This is a genomic window from Paenibacillus sp. Y951 (assembly GCF_056786395.1).
In genome coordinates, this window is record NZ_JBXCIY010000009.1 from 89,129 (window position 1) to 109,194 (window position 20,066).

Consider the following 20,066-nt stretch of genomic DNA (forward strand, 5'->3'; position numbering starts at 1 on the left):
GGTTGTTGATCCGAATAGTAACTACATAAGAGTTATTAAGCACGATGAGGATGGTTATCATATAACTGGTTCAGAAATGTCATTTCAAGAAGAGTAATTTAAGACAATACCTTAACAAAGAAGGAGAAGCTCATCTGTAGTTGGAACTACAGACGAACTTCTCCTTTTTGTTTCATGAGTTTAGCCTTTAACCGAACCAATCATAACACCTTTATCAAAATATTTTTGAATGAAAGGATACACTGTAAGAATCGGTAATGTTGAGATAATAATAACACCGTACTTAATCTGATCGGCATAACGCTGCGCATAACCACCTACACCGCCACCCGATCCGGCCCCGCCAGAGAATACTTGGTTAGATAACAAAATATCGCGTAACACAATTTGCAGTGGCTGTAGCTCATTACTGCGAATGTAGATGAGCCCTGTAAAGAAATTGTTCCAATGACCTACTAAATAGTACAGTCCGATTACAGAAATGAGCGCTTTGGAAAGTGGTAATGCAACTTTAAGAAAATAGGTGAAATGTGAGCAACCATCCATTGCAGCCGCCTCGTATACTTCCTTCGGCAATGAATTTTCAAAAAATGTACGAGCAATAATTAGATAGAATACATTGACGCAAAACGGTAAAATAAATACCCACATCGTATTAATAATATTGAGATCCTTCATTAACAAATACGTTGGAATTAGTCCACCATTGAAAAACATCGTAAACACGAAGGCGAACATAATAATTTTGCCAGCCTTGAATTCTTTACGAGAAAGGACATAGGCTGCCGGTAATGTAACAAGTAGATTAACAGCTGTCCCTGCAACGGTATAAATAATCGTATTGCGATAGCCTACCCAAATACGGCTATCCTGAAAAATTTCGTTATAGCCGAAGAAACTTACTCCCTTCGGGAACAACAACACTTTGCCAGTGGAGACTAGTACAGAATCACTAATAGATGCAATAATGATGAAGTATAGTGGATAGGCAATAAGTAAGAAAATAACAACACAGAGAATGGCTAAGCAATAAGTAAAGCATAGTTCACCGATAGATTTTGATTTGATAGTCATCGCTAATCTCCTTTCACGTATACGTTTATGCAAGATTGATTAGTACAAGCTTGTATCTGATACTTTTTTCGATATCGCATTCATACTAATTAGGAAGGCAAAGTTAATGAGTGTATTGAATAACCCGATCGCAGACGCATAGCTAAATTGATTAGAAACAATTCCAATTTTATAGACATAGGTTGCAATAACTTCCGATACAGGAAGATTCAAATTGTTTTGCATAAGGAAGATTTTTTCAAAGCCTGTGCCCAAAATATTACCCATACTAAGAATGAATAGAATAATTATAGTAGGCTTTAACGCTGGAAAATCAATATGGCGAATCATTTGGAAGCGATTAGCCCCATCTATTTTGGCGGAATCATAAAGCTGTGGATCAACCGTTGATAATGCTGCTAGGAAGATAATGCTATTCCATCCACAATGCTGCCAAATATCTGATAGAACGTAGAGGGGGATGAACGTATTAACTGATGCTAATAGATTAATATGTCCAAGTCCAACTGCCTTCATCAAATGGCCTACAATTCCCGTTTCTGATGAAAGTAATACATTCAACATACCAACAAGCACGATAATTGAGATGAAATGCGGTAAGTAAACGGTCGTTTGCATGATCTGCTTGAACTTTTTAATACGAATTTGATTCAGTAATAAAGCTAGTATAATTGGCGCCGGAAATCCAATAATAATCGTTGCGAAGCTAATAATAAATGTGTTTTTCATTAACGTTGCGAATTGATAATTTTCTATAAATTGCGTGAAATAATGAAACCCGCGAAACTCTCCGCCAGTTAACCCTTTACTAAAGTCGAAGTCCTTGAATGCTAATTGAATACCGTACATGGGAATGTAGTTGAAAATAATAATCGCGATAATAGCTGGTAGTATCATGACCCATAATTGATAATCTCTAATAAATGTTTTGGATTTGAGAGCTAGTTTCATATGCATACTCCTTATTGAATAGTAGGGGAGGGCTCTTAGACCCTCCTCTAATCATTCATTAGTTTTTAGCTTTGTACTCGTCGAAATATTTCTGCATAATCTCTAGATTTTGATTCAATCCAGCTTTAACTAATTCATTAACATAGCTATCCCACTCTGCTTGCACGCCATCAGACGTAATCCATTTCGCAAAGTTTGTATTCGCTAGGTTCATAATATTGGTATTGTTAAGACTCATCGTATTGTTGTCATCGCTCGTGTATTTAATAAATACGCTTGGGAAAATATCTTCTTCTGGATTAATTTTTGCTAGTGCATCCTTAAGTGCTTCTGAATCTGTAAGCACCTCTTGCATATCTGTTCCTAAAGTAAGTTTAATATCATCAGAAATATAGAATCCGCCGTTATCTGCCCATGTCGAAGTCCATTTCCATGTACCTGGGTCCATTTGTGCATCTTGTGGTGGTAATACGGTATAAGAACCATCATCATTTTTCGCGATATTAGGTCCGATTGAACCGAACAGTACTTGAATACCTACTTCAGGAGCATATAGTTCATTAATAAAGCGCATCGCAGCTTCTTTATTTTTCGATTTAGCTGACATTACAATAGCGTTAGCGCCAAAGTTTAAAGTATTTGAATCATAACTCCAAGATACATCACCAGTGTACGCATCGCTTGTTCTTAGTGGAGCCATAGACGTATATTGCGGAGCTAGCTGCTCACCGAAACGGTCAGAGCCTACCCAGCCCCAAGTGAAACCTACTTTGGCAATATCGCCCTCGCCTCGAGATACGGATTGAAATTTCGTGTAATCATGAGTGAATACTTCAGTATTAATGAGACCAGCACTATACAATTTATTAAGAAAGACTACTAATTCTTTGTAGCGATCATCGAGAAGATAGTTTTTTACTTGTCCATCTTCTACAAAATAGCCTTGACCACTTACATCAGAGGAAAGATTAATACCTGAACCACCAAGCATAACTGCTGGATTGAAGAAGCCACCAATGCCACCCGTCCAATCTACAGGAATTTCATCGGTAGTATCGCCATTACCATTCGCATCTTGTTCTTTGAATGCTAGAAGGACGTTATAGAGCTCATCCCAGTTCGTTGGCATTTCCAATTGAAGATTGTCTAGCCAAGTTTGGTTAATATATTGGCGATTTACAGAATCAGGCCAGAAGCGTTGGTACTTCGGTAAGCCTAGTATGCGACCATCGGTTTGTGTAGAGATAATTTTAGTTTCTGGTTTATCGTTAAACATTTTCTCTACATTAGGAGCTAGCTCCATTAATTCGTTAATGTCTTGGAACAAACCATTGAATTGCGCAAAGTCCGCATCGGTAATTACTGTTGGACCGACAAATAGATCAGGAATGTCGCCACTGGCTAGCATAGGACCTTTCTTTTGATCCCAGTCCGCCGTAATTTCTTGCCATTCAATATCCACGTTTGCTTTCTCTGCTATTTCTTGAAGCCATTCCATTTCTGCTAAAGGCTTCGTTAGAGCATGCTTTACAATAATGGCAGTAAGCTTAGCTTTTTTCTCATTGCCTTCAGCTGGCTTAGAGCTACCATCTCCATTTCCTTCTGACTTACTACATGCTGCAACTAATGATGCACATAACATGATGACAAGTAACATAGAAATAACCTTTTTCATAAATGTTCCCCCTATATAGTTTTGCCAATGAGTTGGAAAGCAAGATGACATATGTGGTTGGCAAATTAACTTTATCGTGATTGTATAGCTCCTGTATACGTCCAAGAATTGAGCGATGAACAATTATTGAAAGCGCTTTAAAACGTTATTAATATGCGGTTTTTAACAATATTCAAAATTCAAAATTTGAATATTGTAGATTCTACGAAAAAAGCAGATAGGCTAAAAGTACAATATTACACAGTCTACTTACTATACAAGCTCTTGCAGAAAAACCGCTGACCCCTTACTTATCGAAAGCTAAGTAAGTAATCAGCGGTAAAGTTTACTTCATATGATCTCGATATTGTCCTGGTGTAGATCCAGTAATTTTTTTGAATGATCTGATGAAACTAGATGAATTCATATAACCTACTTTAAGGGCAACACTTTCAATAGGATCATTACTCGATTTCAAATAATGAATAGAATGTTGAATACGCAGCTGATCGATATATTCTTTGAAGTTATGACCGATTGTTTTTTTGAAGTGGTAGCTAAAATTCGAAACCGACATCTCGAAATGATCAGCCATAAATTGCAATGAAAGATTAGAATCATGCCAGTAAGAATCAACGAACGCTAATATGTTTTCACTTGAAGCTTTTCGTGATGTAGGCAGAGTAAGGGTTATAATCTCACATAGCTTATTCGTTGTATCGGTCATAATCGATAACATCTGATCCAAGGAATAACGATTTTGGAAGACGAATTCAATATTATGAAGTGCTGTATTATTATCCTGCTGGAAGCGTTCAAGCGTATTGAACAAAATACTCATCGTATTGAGGTATATAGTACGAATAACATGTGATGGCATGCCAGTACCACCCATATACGTTTGAATATGTTGAATAAGTGCTTCAATACGATCGGCATCATTTTTCAAGATTGCTAATTCAAGTGATTGCATTAATTCCGTTTGATAAGATACAACTCCAGTTGATGGCTGCTGACTATCATTATAAGTAACGATTGTACTTGTACGCTGGAATCGAATTTGCTCGATACTGCGAGATGCTTGCAAATAGCCGTAATGGAATACTTTAATATTATGTTTATGATGACTTAAGCTGATGCCAATTAAACTATCCAGTTTCAAAACTTCAAGCAGCTCCTGCTGTAGTAGGGAAACAAAGGAGTGTAAGGAGTCCATTGGCTGATGAGATATAATGATAATAATTTCATGGTTATATTGACTTTTTAGCACATATGGAATAATTCCACCTTCGAGTAATTTGAACTTCGCTTTGCAATGCTGAAGGATCGCGAGACTGTCTACATCACTTTCAGCTGAGAGAATGACAACGGTAATGTATTCATTAGAGAATTGGATATTGTATAAATGAGCGTCCGAGTCGAATGCTTCCCAATGTTCAAAGTTGCCCAATACGAGCTGGAACAAAATAGTATCTCTCATTTTAGGTCGTGTCTGCTGTAGCTGTTCATCTAGCTTTTCTTTAGTAATAGATAATTGATCTAGTGCATAGTGGATCGTTTCAATTTCATTTTTCGGCTTTTTACTATCATCGGCAAACAACTTTGAGGAAACCTCTACTAGTCTCCTAATCGGATGATAGTTATAGCGCAATGAAATATAAATAATTAATGCCGTAATACTAATAATAACGAGCAACAATATTAAGGTGCTAAATTGAATAATTCTTATATCCTGAATCGTCTCAGCTATCGGTAATAGACGAATATAATTCCACTGATTAATATCAGATGTTGTTCTGGATACAATGTATTGCTCTTTGTTCAACGTAATCGTATGTAAATTAGCAAATTGCTCATCACTTAGTGAAAGAAGCTGATTGAACTCGGAATCAATAATAGTAGGGCAACCAATTGAAGCAACAAGGCAACGCTGCTTGTTATCAGTAATCAGAAAAATGCCATTGTAAGTATCGCTACTTGATTGCATCATATTCAAAATAGTAGATTCCTTCACAAGAATGAGCATTGAGCCAGGCGAATTGCTGCCGCCTAATGGCATTGGTAATACAAAGCTAAGTAGATTAACTTTATGACCACCCGGAACGTATACAGATTCGGCGGATCTAACAATAGGCTCAGTAGTATAGTTCAGCTCTTGAACCATTTGTTCAGCAGGCCATTGCTCATACACATAGCCTACACCTTTATTGGAGAAATCATCTATTGTGTATGCGCTTCCAGTTTTACTGAAAAAATAGTCAATATTTTTGAGATAGAGTAATGAGTTTTCGATAAATGCATCTGTAATATTGTATTTACGCATTTCTCGAGCGATAATAACTTTTTGATACTCATTCTCAGGTGCCATATAGGGCTTGATTTCGCGATTTTGCATAATTTCTGCGGGGAGATTATAAGCATACTTCGTAAATATATCCATAGAATTCATAAGTTGCTCTGTCACATGCATGTTCCAAGCACTAGCTTTATCTTTCACAATAGCAGTGGAATATGGATAATAATATGCTAGAACAGCGGCAATAGGTAGAATAAGAATGGATAAGTATGAGATCAAAAATTTAATTAATAAAGGCTTTTTTATCATTTATATATCTCCAATCGCTTCACTATTGTTTATGATTATAACATAGGCATTATTTAATTAGATGTATACTAAGGATTATATTTTCAACGTATACATGCAACTAATATAACTATTCATAACAAATTAGGCATCCGAGATTAAACAGGATGCCTAGTTTATTAGATCGTCTTTTTCATAATTGATTTCCACACTTTTTTGTAATAATAAGATAAAGTAAGCAACAGTTAGCTTATTACTTTCGTCTAAAGATAAGAGTAGTCATACCTATGTTCATTAAAGTTAGGTTAATGCTTCCGATGTCACTTTTCATCAACTAAGATGATGATCGAGAAGTAATGAAAAGTTGTAGGAGGGGCAAGATGAAATTATTATCTTATCAATGGAAAATGGTACTCGTAGCATTAATGATGATAGCAAGTGTATTACTGTTCGTAGCATGTGGTGTGCAAGGTAAAGAACTAGATATAAAACAAAGTGTAAAACAGAGTAACGGACAATCTGCTACGTTGAACAATTCACAAACTGGTATAAATCCAGATGCGGATGTAAGTATTCCAGAAATAGATCAGACAACAGAGAAATTAGAATCGTTATTTACAAACCCTGTAGCTGAAATTGCAGGCGAAAATATTTATATGGAAATTACTGAAACTGGAGAGTACATGCTTCATATCAATGATCAAAGCTATACGTATGAATGGACAGGAATGACGCCAAGAGGAATTCTACCGAACATGGCACTAGAAGATTTTGATGGAGACGGACAAGATGAACTAGCTGTCGTACTATACATAGGTTCTGGTACAGGTATATCTATTTCCGAGTTACATATGTTAGAAATTAATCAGGCTGGAGATGTTCAACAAATTTATGAATACACATATCAACCTGAGCAATATATCAGCCAACTTCAAGAAGCGGATAGTATTCGATTATTCGAGCAAAATTCTCTATTGAGGGGAGAATTAACGTTTGCGAATCAGCGATATGAGGTGGATCTCCAAGATCTTCAAATCTCTGAATACGGTACGATTAATGACACATTAATATGGGGAAACATTGCAGATTTTTCTGTGGAAGGGCAACAATTAATAGGAACATTTGGTGTAGCAGTTGGCGCAGAAAAGATTGTTTCTCCTATCTATATTGGGGAATTGAAAACAGTCATAGGTTACCTAGATGGCGAATTCACATTGAGTCAGTATGAATTTGAAGAGTATGAAAACAAATAAAGTAAGAAATGAGTTACAGGTGTAGCATGTAGCTTTCTTCTTGTGAAACCTCAAAAAAGCTCCGTCACATTATTTGTGACGGAGCTTTTTTTGAGTTGGGGAAAAGTTGAGATGGAGTGAATGATTCCACGACAGCATGTTGTTAATCTACTACGCTAATTAACAAAGTACAAAAGTAGAGCAGAAAAATAACTTAACCCGCTTATAGTCGGCAAAGTAGTTCCACTCTTTGTCTTTCCCTACCTTTGCTGTAGCGGAGAGAACTAATCACTAGTGGAAAAGCGATAGCGTTCGTTATTGTCCTCGGAGCGATCTCCGATTGGAACAGTGATTAGTTCTCGGAGCGGCGATCCCAAAAACTAATCTAATAATGAAAGTCATATTGATACAAGACTCTTTCATAAGAAAGATAGTAATCTAAATATGTACAAAAGGGTGTTTGTGGACATCCTCCTATTCTAAAGTCCAGGATTTTGTCCGCACCCCCTTTTTTGATTAGCCACATTTGTAAATACATACGTGGGCAGTACGATTATCGATACCAATGATAATTTATGGACTGAATGTGGAACTAAAATAATGTGGATATAAATTTTTGTGTGTATCGATCCAATCTTTCATTTCTAAAATCATTTGTTCATAACTAGGTACATGGAACGAAAAATCATTTCGGTTATTCCGTAGAGTTTTATCGAGGTTTAATGCAGTAGAAGGTAAAATGTTTAATTTATTTTCATTAAAGTGGTAATTAAACAGATTTAATAAATCATACTTAGTTATACTCGTATTGTTCACAAGATTATATATCCCGGTTACGTCTTCTGTCGCCGCTCTTTCCATAGCTTTTGCTAAAGTTAAAGTAGTAACACCAGTCCAAATCGCACCGGTATAACCATTTATAGTTTCATTTTGTTTCATAAACCAATTAAACAACCCAATTCCGTCTTTTTTCATATCTGGACCGATAATTGAGTTTCTAAATGTTAGATGGTGATTACTAATTTCTCCTAAAGCTTTTGATCGATCGTAAAATGTTTCTCCATCATGTAAGCTATTTTCAAAATACGGAGCTGACTTTCCAGAGAAAACGCAATCCGTACTCATGTGTATGAGCTTTGTTGAGGTGTTTTTTAATAAGTCAACGATGAAGTGAGGCAAGTAACTATTTAGGTAGACGGCGTTTGAAGGCTCCTTATTACAGGCTTCATTTAAAATACCGATGCAATTGATAATGACATCATAGCCTTTGGATAAAATAGATTTTAATAAAGAGGAATCTCGAATGTCTCCAGTGATGTTGTCACAAAAAGGAAATGATGTTCTCGAAAAGGTAGTGACTTCATGTCCTTTCTCATGTAAATATAATGAGATCGTATGGCCGGCCATACCAGTTGCTCCAAGAACTAAATATTTCAATTTACTCACCCTTTCCATTTGTGCAGCTCTTCCTGAATGAATGGAAGTTGTAACAGCTTTTCTTTGATTTCCTTTACAGAAAGAATTTTTGTATTATTTGAGTTATATTCATCAGTTAACGTAATTTTATGAGAGCCGTTTTCAAGATATTTCCCATAATTTAGATCGCGATTATCTGAAGGAACTCGATAGAAATTTTCCAAATCAATGGCTTTTGCAGCTTCTTCTTTCGTTAGCAGTACTTCATATACTTTTTCACCGTGACGTGTACCGATCACATTAATTTTATTATTTCCATCAAATAATTCTATTAATGCTTGTGCTAAATCTCCTATATAGGAAGCTGGAGATTTTTGAACCATGATATCTCCATTCTCTGCATGATGAAAGGCGTATAATACTAACTCCATCGCTTCTTCAAGGCTCATAATAAAGCGTGTCATTTTGGGATCAGTAATCGTTAATGGTTTTCCAGCCTTAATTTGCTCTACAAATAAAGGAATGACTGAGCCGCGAGATGCCATTACGTTTCCATATCTTGTTCCACAAATTAATGTTTTGTCAGAGGAGACCATTCTAGATTTGGCAATAAATGTTTTCTCCATCATTGCTTTCGAAATCCCCATTGCATTAATGGGGTATGCTGCTTTGTCGGTTGAAAGGCAAATCACTTTTTTTACGCCTGCATTGATCGCTGCAGTCAATACATTGTCTGTACCGAGTACATTTGTTTTGACGGCTTCTAACGGAAAAAATTCACAAGAGGGAACTTGTTTAAGTGCTGCTGCATGGAAAACATAATCGACACCATACATTGCGCTATTTAAACTACTAATATCACGAACATCCCCAATAAAGAACTTAATTTTATTGTTCTGATATCGAGTTCGCATATCATCTTGCTTTTTTTCGTCCCTGGAGAATATTCTGATTTGCTTAATGTCGGTACTTAAAAACCGCTCTAGTACCACATTGCCAAATGAACCTGTACCGCCTGTAATGAGTAATGTCTTATCTTTAAACATAATAATCTCCACACCTTCCCTGTAATAGGACGTTATAACATTGTAGAAATATAATTGTCTTATTTCAGCCCTCTTTGGTACAAGTCGTATTCAGAATTTTCTCTCGGGTAGTTATACCAATAGGCGAATATGCCAGTATATTTACGGGTTGGGTTTTGATCGAGTAAAGCTCTATTGAAATCACAATCACCGGCCATATCTTTTCTAACAGTGAACGTTGCATCGCCAATACAACTTCTTCTAATAATTTTAAATTGTCCACACCATCCATAACGATTTTCCTCGGTTATTACAAAGTTTAGACCTAATTTTGTAAGCATATTGTAGTAATAAATATCATATTGTCCATCGACCTGATCTAATACATCTCGAATTGTTGGCAAATACATATCATCGCTATCAATGATCCCTAAGTAGTCACCAGTTGCCTCTTCAATACATCGATTATAGGTATAACTTGCACCCTTATTTTTTTCGTTTAGTAAAATTTTTAACTGTGGGCAAGTTTTTTGATATTCCTGTAAAATTTCTACGGTTTGATCTGTAGAGCCATCATCACATACGATAATTTCATAGGCATAATCTTTAGGGATACTATCTAACATGGTTTTAATCCATTGTTGACTATTATAAACGGGACTTATAAAGCTAAATTTCATACAAATCCTCCTACCTTTAAATGACTAATTTATAGGATAAATGACTTCAATTAAATTACTATATGCAGGATATGACGTGGAGGTACCCTCTTCAGCACATCAGTGTTCGTTGCAAAATGTATAACATACTCAAGCACTATAAATAATTTTCGCTCTAGCGAGGAAACTGTAACACTTTTTAGTTCGTTGAAATAATATAAGGAATGACTAAAAGTAGATCCAGAATATTGTAGATGGATCCGAAATTATTGATACCAATTTAACGGATTAAACGAAAAATTGATAATTCGTTGGATTAAACAATATATAACGGAAAGAGATGATGAATATGAGAGTAAACTGGCATGAAGACTTTATCTTTAATTTGGCAAGTCTTGTCCGACCAAAGGTATATGTGGAACTAGGCATACAGAATTGTTATCTTTTTAATCGAATAGCACCTCTGGCTGAACGCTCGATAGGAGTGGATATTACTCCAAGTTCCGGCAATAATATGATAAAAGAAATGAATGCTCAATTTTTTAATGGTACCACTCAGGAATTCGCTAAGGAATTAGAGGCTAATCCTCTGCAAATTGATATGTTATTCATCGATGCAGATCATTCGAAAGAGGCAGTGTTACAAGATTTCAGAGATTTTTTTCCATTTGTAGCCCCGCATGGCTTAATTTTATTGCATGATACCCATCCTGAAAATGAGCATATGATGCGGCGGTCATTGTGTGAGACTGCATATCAAGCAGTTGAAGAATTATCAAAGGAAACAAAATTATATGAAATGATGACGATCCCTATTTCGCCAGGGTTAACAATTTGTAGGAAACGTCAGACGCAATTATCGTGGCATGAAAAGTAAATGATCGAGTTGAACTAGCAGCAGATTACACAATATGAATGTGTAGCAGTTAATGGGAGTACGTAGAGGGTAGAAAACACTATGAACTTAATGGAATGGGAAAATCACTATCGAGGCAATTCAAGGATGAGCGATCGCGTTTATAAAGTAGGTTTTATCGCCAAAAAGAATTTGTCCATCGCTACTCTCGGAAATTTATAAATTCTATTGTGGTCAAAAAAAGCGCAATAACTCTGTTCTAGCTCAGAGACATTGCGCTTTTTGTGTTTGTTTTGGAGAAGTTTACTTTGTTTTGTTTTCGTCATTTTTGTTACCGTTACAATGGCAATATGCTGTCCGCCACGTTGTTGACTTATTAGATCATATCCCTTTTGCTTCGCTTGTTTTTCGCGAAATTTACGTGCTGTGCTTTTAGCCAAATGGATCATCTCCTCATTAATATGGATTCTTCATTATTATACTATAAATTATGCTGTAAGATCATTTTTCTAAAAATATAAGTTTTGGAAAAACAAATAGAATACAACAATTACTAACTGCTTATACTACTACCATATTACATGGAATCAGCTATTTGTAATAAGAAAGTTTGACGAAAAGTGCTTAGGGATTATACAAACGAAAAAGTTTCAATTATAATAAGAAATAATCGGATACATAAATTTTATTCATAAATGTGTTTTGATTATTTTCATTCGAAATAAAACGTTTACATAATAAATTTCGGTGAAACAACGAAAAAAACAATAAAAACATTGTAATTCCGATTAATCCGATGTACTATTAGGGAATAATAAAACAACAGGGGGAACTACCATGAAAAAGATTTTTTCAACAGTGACATTACTAATTCTAATTATTGCAGTTGTAGCGGCATGCTCAAGCAATAATGGCAATACAACTCCCAATAACACACCTAACACTGGAAATGAAGTTAGTGGTGAGCCAAAACAAGGCGGCAATCTTATTATTGCTGTAGCAAGTGATCCAGTTATTCTTAATCCAAACTATGCAGGTGATCGCGTTAGCTTAACAATTAACCAATCATTGTATTCACCTTTATTCCAAGTATCTAATGGCGAAAAAACTTTCTATCTTGCAAAAAGTCTTGAGCTTTCCGAAGATGGTCTAACTTATACGTTAACATTACGTGATGATGCCAAATGGCATGATGGCGAGCCAGTAACGGCAGATGACATTGTATTTACAATTGAAAAGATTGTTGATGAAAATCAAAATAGTCTACTTCGTGAAAACTTCTTCGTGGGTGGTAAAGCGATTGAAGTTGAAAAAGTTGATGAATATACAGTGAACTTCAAGCTGCCACAAGTTAATCCAGCTTTTGAAGCAACATTGTCACAAGTATTCCCAATTCCTAAGCATATGTATGAGAATGAAACAAACTTAGAAAAAAGTGACAAAAATAATGCTCCAATTGGATCTGGTCCATTCAAATTCAAAGAATATAAAACAGGTGAGTATGTATCACTAGAGCGTTTCGATGATTACTATGGTGGCAAACCTTATCTTGATGGGGTAACTTATCGTATTGCCAAAGATACAAACACAGCTAACCTAGCACTTCAAAATGGTGAAATCCATGTGAAATATGTAGATCCTCAAGATGTATCGACAATCGAAGCAACAAACAATTTTGCGATCTATCCTTATGAAGAAGGTCGCCTTGCATACTTGAACTTCAACCAGATTAGTGATACTGGAGTGCTGAATAATATTGAGGTTCGTAAAGCATTATCTTATGCGCTTGATCGTGATGAATTAATTCAAGTTGCTTATACATCTAGCGATTATGCTAATGCAGCTCATTCATTTTTAACACCAGATGGCTTGTTCCATACGAATGATGTAACATCTTATGATTATGATGCTGAGAAAGCAAAGCAAATATTAGCTAATGAAGGTGTTAGTAACTTGAAGCTAAGATTTATAGTTTCAAGCGGTAATAAAGCTCAAGAAGCAGTAGCTATATATGTACAACAAAAACTTGGTGATATTGGTGTACAGGTTGAACTTCAAACGATGGATGCATCTGCATATGGTCAAAAGCTGAATGCTGCCAATACAACGGATTATGAAGTGTTTTTAGGCGGATACATTATGGGGTATGATCCAGATGCTTACCGTATTCTATTCTTATCAGATGCAACATCTAATTTCAGCCATGTAGCTAATAAGGATATTGATGCCTTATTCCTTGCGGGTGCAGGTGAAGGTGACGTTGTTAAGCGTGAAGAGATTTACAAACAAGTTCAAGAGCTTATCGCAGCTGAAGCGATTCAATATCCAATCGCATACACGAAAACGATTGTAGCAGTAAGCAATCAATTCGGTGGTGTTGAAGAAGCTAAGTTGAAACCAGTATATATCTTTGAAGATCTATCAAAAATATATAAGAAATAATTGTAAGGTCAAATGAACAAGTATGCAAAAAAATAAGCTGATCATTCAGCTTATTTTTTTGCTACTACGTAGAGGGAGAATATGTTATGAACCAACTCATAGCGAAACGACTACTCCAGACAATTCCATTACTCTTCTTTGTCTCCATTGTTAGCTTTGTGCTGATCAAGGCTGCACCTGGTGATCCTGTACTTAACTTCGTCACACCTAATATGCATGCAGAAGATATTGAGAGAGTTAGACATAATTTAGGACTGGACAAACCGGCATACGTACAATACTTCATCTGGTTAAAGGGAGTTTTGCAAGGAGATCTAGGGTATTCGCTAATTAATCACAAACCTGTCTTAGGACAAATTGTCGAACGTATTCCAGCAACTGTTGGTCTGATGAGTGGAGCAATTGTTTTAGCTGTTATATTAGCTATTCCATTAGGTTTGATTGCAGGCTCCAATCGTAATCGTTTTGTTGATAAATGCATTAATATGTTTTCATACATCGGTATTTCAATTCCCGGATTCTGGTTAGGGATATTATTTATCTATTTCTTTGCAGTGAAATTAGGATGGCTTCCAAGTATGGGGATGAGGACAATAGGAGTAACCTCAACTTGGGATGTTATTCAACACGCAATATTACCTTGTAGCGTACTCGCTATCGGATTTCTGTCGGTCTATGTACGCTATATTCGCTCTAGTACCATTGGACAACTGAAGGAAGACTACGTGCAAATTCAATATGCTTTTGGTTCCTCCAAAACACAAGTTTTAAAACGACATGTTTTAAAGCATGTATTGCTACCAATTATTACATTGCTAGGTATGTCAGTCGGTGATATCGTAGCTGGTGCGATTGTTACAGAAACGGTATTTTCATGGCCAGGACTAGGATCACTTGGTATGACTGCTGTTAAAGGATTAGATTATCCTTTAATAATGGGAATAACATTACTATCATCTGTCATGTTAATATTAGGGAATTTGATTGCGGATATACTATATAGTTTTGCTGATCCAAGAATTAAGAAGATGAGGTGAGAATAGATGAACCGAACCAAATGGAGTAATGTGTTACATGAGCTATATCATAATAAAATAGGTCTTGTAGCGGTAGGCATTCTATTCATTTTCACGTTGGGCGCAATTTTTGCGTTTCTTGCACCTCATGATCCAAATAAATTGAATGCATTGATTCGTTTACAAGCTCCGAGTGGTGATCATTTTTTTGGAACAGATGATTACGGACGAGATTATTTTGCACGGGCATTACATGGTGGAAGAATTTCGTTATTAGTTGGATTTTTCGCCATGATCGTAGCTACCTTTATTGGAGTAACGATTGGTGTAATGGCGGGTTATTTTGGAGGTAAGCTCGATAATATTTTAATGCGTCTAGTTGAAGTTATTATGTCAATTCCGTCATTTTTAATTTTATTATTATTAAGTATTTATCTTAAACCGAATGTAGGCAATCTCATTATTATTATAGGGTTTATTATGTGGATGAATGTGTCTCGTATTATTCGTGCGGAAACGATGACGCTAAAGGAACGTGAATATGTACTGTATGCCAAAGCATCGGGACAAAACTCTTATGGCATCATTGTGAAACATATACTACCTAACCTTATTCCAACAATTATTGTTGGTGCGACAAATACAATAGCGTCGGCGATATTAATGGAATCATCGCTTAGCTTCTTAGGCTTCGGGGTTCAAGCTCCTTCAGCTACATGGGGAAGTATGCTTAATAATGCCCAAGGTTATATTGCTCAAGCGCCTTACTTAGCTATATTCCCGGGTTTATTAATTTTCTTCACTGTACTTTGCTTTAATGTTTTAGGAGATATATTGCGAGTAGGTTTTGAGCCTAAGCTTATTAAGAAATAAGAAGCTTAGGCTTCCGAAGTGACTTTTTGTTATCTAAGAAGTTATATAGGAAGTTACAAAAAGTTCTAGTATATGCTTCCGAAGTAACTTTTTGTTAGCTAAGAAGTTATATAGGAAGTTACAAAAAGTTTAGGAGGAACATCAAATGACAGATTCCAAAAGACTGCTAACAGTAGAAGGACTGGAAGTTTCCTTCTTCACGAATCATGGTGAGAATCAAGCTGTACGTAATGTAAGTTTTCATATTGATGAAGGTGAAACATTGGGCATTGTCGGTGAGTCAGGTAGTGGTAAAAGTGTAACTGCCAAATCGATTCTCTCCTTAATACAGCCTCCAGGTAAAATTAAGTCAGGCGATATACGTTATAAGGAACAATCATTGCTTCAGCTATCTGAGAAGGAATGGAAGTATATCCGTGGTAATCAAATCGCGATGGTATTTCAAGATCCGATGACATCATTGAACCCTGTGAAAACGATTGGCTATCAAATGTCGGAAGTTATTCAGCGACATCGTAAGCTATCGAAGCGAGAAGCGCGAAAAGAAAGTGCCGATATGCTGAGAAAAGTAGGAATATCTGAGCCTGAAAAACGGCTAGACCAATATCCTCACGAATTTAGTGGTGGGATGAGACAGCGTGTCATGATTGCAATGGCATTGTCTTGTCAGCCTGAATTATTAATAGCAGACGAGCCAACAACTGCACTGGATGTTACGATCCAAGCACAAATTCTTGATTTAATTGATCATATTAAGGCGGAAACGAATACATCGGTCATTCTTATTACGCATGATTTGGGCGTAGTTGCACAGGTTTGTACGCGAGTACTTGTTATGTACGGCGGAATGGTGATGGAAGAGGCGAGAGTGGAAGATCTATATCGCCATCCAGCTCATCCGTATACGCAAGGGTTACTGCAATCTGTACCTTCAAGAGCAGGTGCTTCAAGGGAGCGTCTTGTACCTATTGAAGGAACGCCGCCATCGTTAATTGATCCGCCATCGGGCTGTCCATTTCGTGAACGTTGCGTACATGCCTTTGATCGTTGCGTAGAAAGACCACCATTATTTGAAGTAGGGAAGCAGCATCGCTCCGCTTGTTGGTTATCTGATCCATCTAACGAGCAGCAGTAAGAGTGAGAGGAGGAATGTTGATGAAGCCATTAGTTGAGGTCAAAAATTTGCAGAAGCATTTTGTGAAAACAACGGATTTTTGGGGCAAGCCTAAGGAAGTATTGAAGGCAGTTAACGGAGTTAGCTTTGATATTTACAAGGGTGAAACGTTCGGGCTTGTTGGGGAATCGGGTAGTGGGAAATCTACAGTTGGACGTTGTATACTGCGTTTATATGATTATACAGATGGACAAGTGATCTATGATGGACAAAATATTTCTGATTTGAACGATCAACAGCTAAAGCCATTTCGTAAAAACATTCAGTCGATTTTCCAAGATCCGTATTCTTCCTTGAATCCAGGGTTAAATGTGTACGAGCTAATTAGCGAGCCAATGGATATTCATGGGATGGTCAAAGGAAAAGAGCGAAAAGAACAAATTATAGCGCTGTTAGAGCGAGTTGGTCTGAAGAGCGAGCATTTGTATCGTTATCCGCATGAATTCAGCGGTGGTCAACGACAACGGATCTCAATTGCAAGAGCATTGGCTACGAAACCAGAATTCATTATATGTGATGAACCGATTTCTGCACTAGATGTATCTGTACAGGCACAAGTAGTTAATATGTTGGAGGATTTGCAAAAGGAATTCGGCTTAACATATCTTTTTATCGCGCATGACTTATCGATGGTTCGTCATATATCTGATCGGATTGGTGTGATGTATGGTGGGCGAATCGTAGAAATTGCTCCTAGTGATGAGCTGTATGAAAATCCACTACACCCTTATACGCAAGCGCTGCTATCTGCTATTCCAGTTCCCGATCCAACGGCTACTCGAGAGCGGATTGTTTGGAGTTCTGATCCGAAGGAATGGAGTAATCGCGAACATGAGCTAGTAGAAGTAACACCAGGCCACTTCGTCGCTGTTCACTCGTGATCACGACGATTATGCTATCGTAGCGAATTCGGCGGCGAATATATATTGGAATGGAGGATTAATATGAGTGAACCAATAGTGAGATTATCACAAAATGAGGCTTTAATGGTGGAACAACTTCGTCAAAGCGGTTTGTCTGATGAGCAAATTGTAAATGGGGCGTTAGCGCGTACGCTGCCTGTTGACGATAGTATGTTTGAATTTGACTTCAATGAGTTAAGTAATTTTGTGGAGCAAGAGCCCGGTACGCTTCAATCTGCACTTCGTGATGGATATCAGATTAAGTATAATACGATTCGTGGTATTCGTTGTTGGATTCTTATTGCCTTTAAGCAAGATCCAGTGTTAGTATTTGATGCTGGTAAAGAGGCTGTGTATGCAACATTGAGTCATGCACAGCAGCAACAATTACAACCAGTATTATCGTATGGTTGGCAGCTGTCAGTACTGAATGAAGAGACTGGCGAAGTTGTTATTAAGCCTGTTGGGTAAAAAACATAGTTAAATATCAACGAGGTTATCTCATCAAGTATATGATGGGATAACCTTTTTTTTGTTAGCTATGAGGAGAATCTGATCACGAGGGGGAAGAGGATACGGCTTAAGAAGATATACAGTATGTGCTTCTTTGCGTTTTACTGAGGTGTGTTGAAGTCAACATGGCTTCAACACGCGTCGATTGAATTCTTTTTGTGAAAAGAAAAAAGAGCACTTCTTTGTAAGAGTGCTCTTGCGTCAAATTTGCTACGAGCAACTCAAGCCATTGTTGCCTTAGAATCACGGTGTTGCGGATTATATGCCTGCAATCCTGCTTGGTTCAACAGATTCCACGGCTTGTTGTAGTGCGGCTGGAAGAAAAAGTCGACAAAAGCTAGCTCATCCATCGTCATATGATTTTGAATGCAGACCGATAGTGTATTGATCGATTGCGTTAGGTCTGCTTTCGACAGCACTTGCGCTCCTACGATACGACCGTTTGCCTCTTCGTACACGACTTTCAGTAGCGCCTTCTCATAGGTAGGCATAAACTCTGGTCGGTAATGATCATCAATTGTGATTGATTTCACAATCATACCCGCATCAATTGCGGCCTGCTCGGTCATGCCGGTAGAAGCGATGTTCAGGTCAAATATTTTAATACCCGAAGTCCCTTGGGTCCCCATATATCTCACCATCGGCTCGATCAGATTTCGTGCGACAAGTGTCCCCATCCGAACCGCATTCGTTGCTAGAGGAATATAAGCATGCTGATTGGTTGGATTATAGCGGATCGCACAACTATCTCCTGCAGCGAACACGTCCGGACAGCTGGTACGCATATAATCATCGACGATGATTGCACCATTGCTCAATTGGTCAACCTGACCTGTGAGCAGCTCTGTATTAGGACGGAAGCCAATGCACATAATGACAAGATCAGCTTCATATTCTCCAGTTGTCGTGATTACGCGGTTCACTTTGCCATTGTTCCCTTGAAAACCAGTTACGGTCTGGTTAAGTGCAAGCTCAATATGGTGCTGCTTCATCGCTTCCTCAACGAGATCTGTATATTCACGGTCGAGATACTTGTACAGCACACGTGGCGTATTGTCGATAACCGTCACCTGCTTGCCAAGTTGCTCGAATGCTTCAACCAGTTCAATCCCAATATAGCCTGCTCCTACAACGACGATTCTTTGTGCATGCTTTGCCCGCTCAATAATGGCCTTAGCATGTGCATAGTTTTTGCAAAGCATAATATTGTCCAGATCCATGCCGCCCAGTTTTGGAATAATCGGCCACGACCCAGTTGTAACAACTAACTTGTCATAGGTGTCAATTTTAATCTCATCTTTTATAATATCGCGGACTTTAACTGTCTTTGCTTGAGTATCTATTGAAAGCACTTCATGAAGCATGTTTGTCTGAACACCCAGTTCTTGCAGTTGTTCCGGAGATGAGTAGAAGAGCGATTCCGCATCTTTCACGACACCTCCAATATTTAGCGCGATCCCGCAAGATAGAAACGAAATATTGTCGTTTTTCTCATACACGGTAATTTTAGCTTGAGGATACAATGTAGCCATCCCAGTAACAGCAGCAGTTCCGGCATGTGTACAACCAATTACGATTACTTTCATAGTAGTTAGCCTCCTTGATATGGTTGATCTTAGAATGGTATGAAATCAAATAGTAGTTAAATTGTGAAAACAGGTTAATGTGTGAATTAATTCACAAAAACAATTAAAA

General features: G+C 37.3%; 17 protein-coding genes. 8 read left to right on the forward strand and 9 right to left on the reverse strand.

Going from position 1 to position 20,066, the window contains the following annotated elements; genetic code table 11:
* Positions 1 to 180 precede the first annotated feature (180 nt).
* The 4 genes from AC1TPB_RS14430 to AC1TPB_RS14445 all read right to left on the reverse strand — a co-directional run bounded on the left by AC1TPB_RS14430 (position 181) and on the right by AC1TPB_RS14445 (position 6,284).
* Positions 181 to 1,074 (reverse strand): carbohydrate ABC transporter permease, encoded by an 894-nt coding sequence (locus AC1TPB_RS14430; RefSeq protein ID WP_482077145.1) that lies wholly within the window; start codon positions 1,072 to 1,074, stop codon positions 181 to 183.
* 39 nt (positions 1,075 to 1,113) lie between these two features.
* Positions 1,114 to 2,025, reverse strand: a complete 912-nt coding sequence (locus tag AC1TPB_RS14435; protein ID WP_482077146.1) for an ABC transporter permease — start codon at positions 2,023 to 2,025, stop codon at positions 1,114 to 1,116.
* 58 nt (positions 2,026 to 2,083) lie between these two features.
* The gene (locus AC1TPB_RS14440) at positions 2,084 to 3,700 is read right to left on the reverse strand and encodes an extracellular solute-binding protein (RefSeq protein ID WP_482077147.1); all 1,617 of its coding nucleotides are present in this window, start codon (positions 3,698 to 3,700) and stop codon (positions 2,084 to 2,086) included.
* A gap of 325 nt (positions 3,701 to 4,025) precedes the next feature.
* On the reverse strand, positions 4,026 to 6,284 hold the full coding sequence (locus AC1TPB_RS14445; protein ID WP_482077148.1) for an AraC family transcriptional regulator: 2,259 nt from the start codon (positions 6,282 to 6,284) through the stop codon (positions 4,026 to 4,028).
* A gap of 359 nt (positions 6,285 to 6,643) precedes the next feature.
* Here AC1TPB_RS14445 and AC1TPB_RS14450 point away from each other — a divergent pair, with 359 nt between their 5' ends.
* Positions 6,644 to 7,516 (forward strand): hypothetical protein, encoded by an 873-nt coding sequence (locus AC1TPB_RS14450; protein ID WP_482077149.1) that lies wholly within the window; start codon positions 6,644 to 6,646, stop codon positions 7,514 to 7,516.
* 552 nt (positions 7,517 to 8,068) lie between these two features.
* Here the strand turns inward: AC1TPB_RS14450 and AC1TPB_RS14455 are convergent.
* Genes AC1TPB_RS14455 through AC1TPB_RS14465 form a run of 3 tightly spaced genes read right to left on the reverse strand, consistent with a single transcriptional unit; the run spans position 8,069 to position 10,616 of the window.
* On the reverse strand, positions 8,069 to 8,941 hold the full coding sequence (locus AC1TPB_RS14455) for an SDR family oxidoreductase (protein ID WP_482077150.1): 873 nt from the start codon (positions 8,939 to 8,941) through the stop codon (positions 8,069 to 8,071).
* Positions 8,938 to 9,957: a polysaccharide biosynthesis protein gene (locus AC1TPB_RS14460; protein WP_482077151.1), complete on the reverse strand. Its 1,020-nt coding sequence runs from the start codon at positions 9,955 to 9,957 to the stop codon at positions 8,938 to 8,940. Before AC1TPB_RS14460 ends, AC1TPB_RS14455 begins: the two co-directional genes overlap by 4 nt.
* A gap of 59 nt (positions 9,958 to 10,016) precedes the next feature.
* Positions 10,017 to 10,616, reverse strand: a complete 600-nt coding sequence (locus tag AC1TPB_RS14465) for a glycosyltransferase family 2 protein (protein WP_482077152.1) — start codon at positions 10,614 to 10,616, stop codon at positions 10,017 to 10,019.
* 328 nt (positions 10,617 to 10,944) lie between these two features.
* Here AC1TPB_RS14465 and AC1TPB_RS14470 point away from each other — a divergent pair, with 328 nt between their 5' ends.
* Complete coding sequence (locus tag AC1TPB_RS14470) at positions 10,945 to 11,472, forward strand: class I SAM-dependent methyltransferase (protein WP_482077153.1); 528 nt, start codon at positions 10,945 to 10,947, stop codon at positions 11,470 to 11,472.
* Between the two features lie 140 nt (positions 11,473 to 11,612).
* On the opposite strand, the gene AC1TPB_RS14475 is transcribed toward AC1TPB_RS14470, so the two are convergent.
* Positions 11,613 to 11,891, reverse strand: coding sequence for a hypothetical protein (locus AC1TPB_RS14475; RefSeq protein WP_482077154.1), 279 nt, complete (start codon positions 11,889 to 11,891; stop codon positions 11,613 to 11,615).
* A 397-nt stretch (positions 11,892 to 12,288) separates the two neighbouring features.
* Between AC1TPB_RS14475 and AC1TPB_RS14480 the strand changes: the two genes are divergently transcribed.
* The 6 genes from AC1TPB_RS14480 (at position 12,289) to AC1TPB_RS14505 (ending at position 18,329) form a co-directional block, all read left to right on the forward strand.
* The gene (locus AC1TPB_RS14480; RefSeq protein ID WP_482077155.1) at positions 12,289 to 13,893 is read left to right on the forward strand and encodes an ABC transporter substrate-binding protein; all 1,605 of its coding nucleotides are present in this window, start codon (positions 12,289 to 12,291) and stop codon (positions 13,891 to 13,893) included.
* An 86-nt stretch (positions 13,894 to 13,979) separates the two neighbouring features.
* Complete coding sequence (locus AC1TPB_RS14485; RefSeq protein ID WP_482077156.1) at positions 13,980 to 14,930, forward strand: ABC transporter permease; 951 nt, start codon at positions 13,980 to 13,982, stop codon at positions 14,928 to 14,930.
* Positions 14,931 to 14,936: 6 nt separating this feature from the next.
* Positions 14,937 to 15,782, forward strand: a complete 846-nt coding sequence (locus AC1TPB_RS14490; RefSeq protein ID WP_482077157.1) for an ABC transporter permease — start codon at positions 14,937 to 14,939, stop codon at positions 15,780 to 15,782.
* 145 nt (positions 15,783 to 15,927) lie between these two features.
* Positions 15,928 to 16,917: an ABC transporter ATP-binding protein gene (locus AC1TPB_RS14495; protein WP_482077158.1), complete on the forward strand. Its 990-nt coding sequence runs from the start codon at positions 15,928 to 15,930 to the stop codon at positions 16,915 to 16,917.
* 20 nt (positions 16,918 to 16,937) lie between these two features.
* Positions 16,938 to 17,837, forward strand: coding sequence for an ABC transporter ATP-binding protein (locus tag AC1TPB_RS14500; protein ID WP_482077159.1), 900 nt, complete (start codon positions 16,938 to 16,940; stop codon positions 17,835 to 17,837).
* A gap of 63 nt (positions 17,838 to 17,900) precedes the next feature.
* On the forward strand, positions 17,901 to 18,329 hold the full coding sequence (locus AC1TPB_RS14505) for a hypothetical protein (RefSeq protein WP_482077160.1): 429 nt from the start codon (positions 17,901 to 17,903) through the stop codon (positions 18,327 to 18,329).
* Positions 18,330 to 18,592: 263 nt separating this feature from the next.
* On the opposite strand, the gene AC1TPB_RS14510 is transcribed toward AC1TPB_RS14505, so the two are convergent.
* On the reverse strand, positions 18,593 to 19,957 hold the full coding sequence (locus AC1TPB_RS14510) for an FAD-dependent oxidoreductase (protein ID WP_482077161.1): 1,365 nt from the start codon (positions 19,955 to 19,957) through the stop codon (positions 18,593 to 18,595).
* Positions 19,958 to 20,066 lie beyond the last annotated feature (109 nt).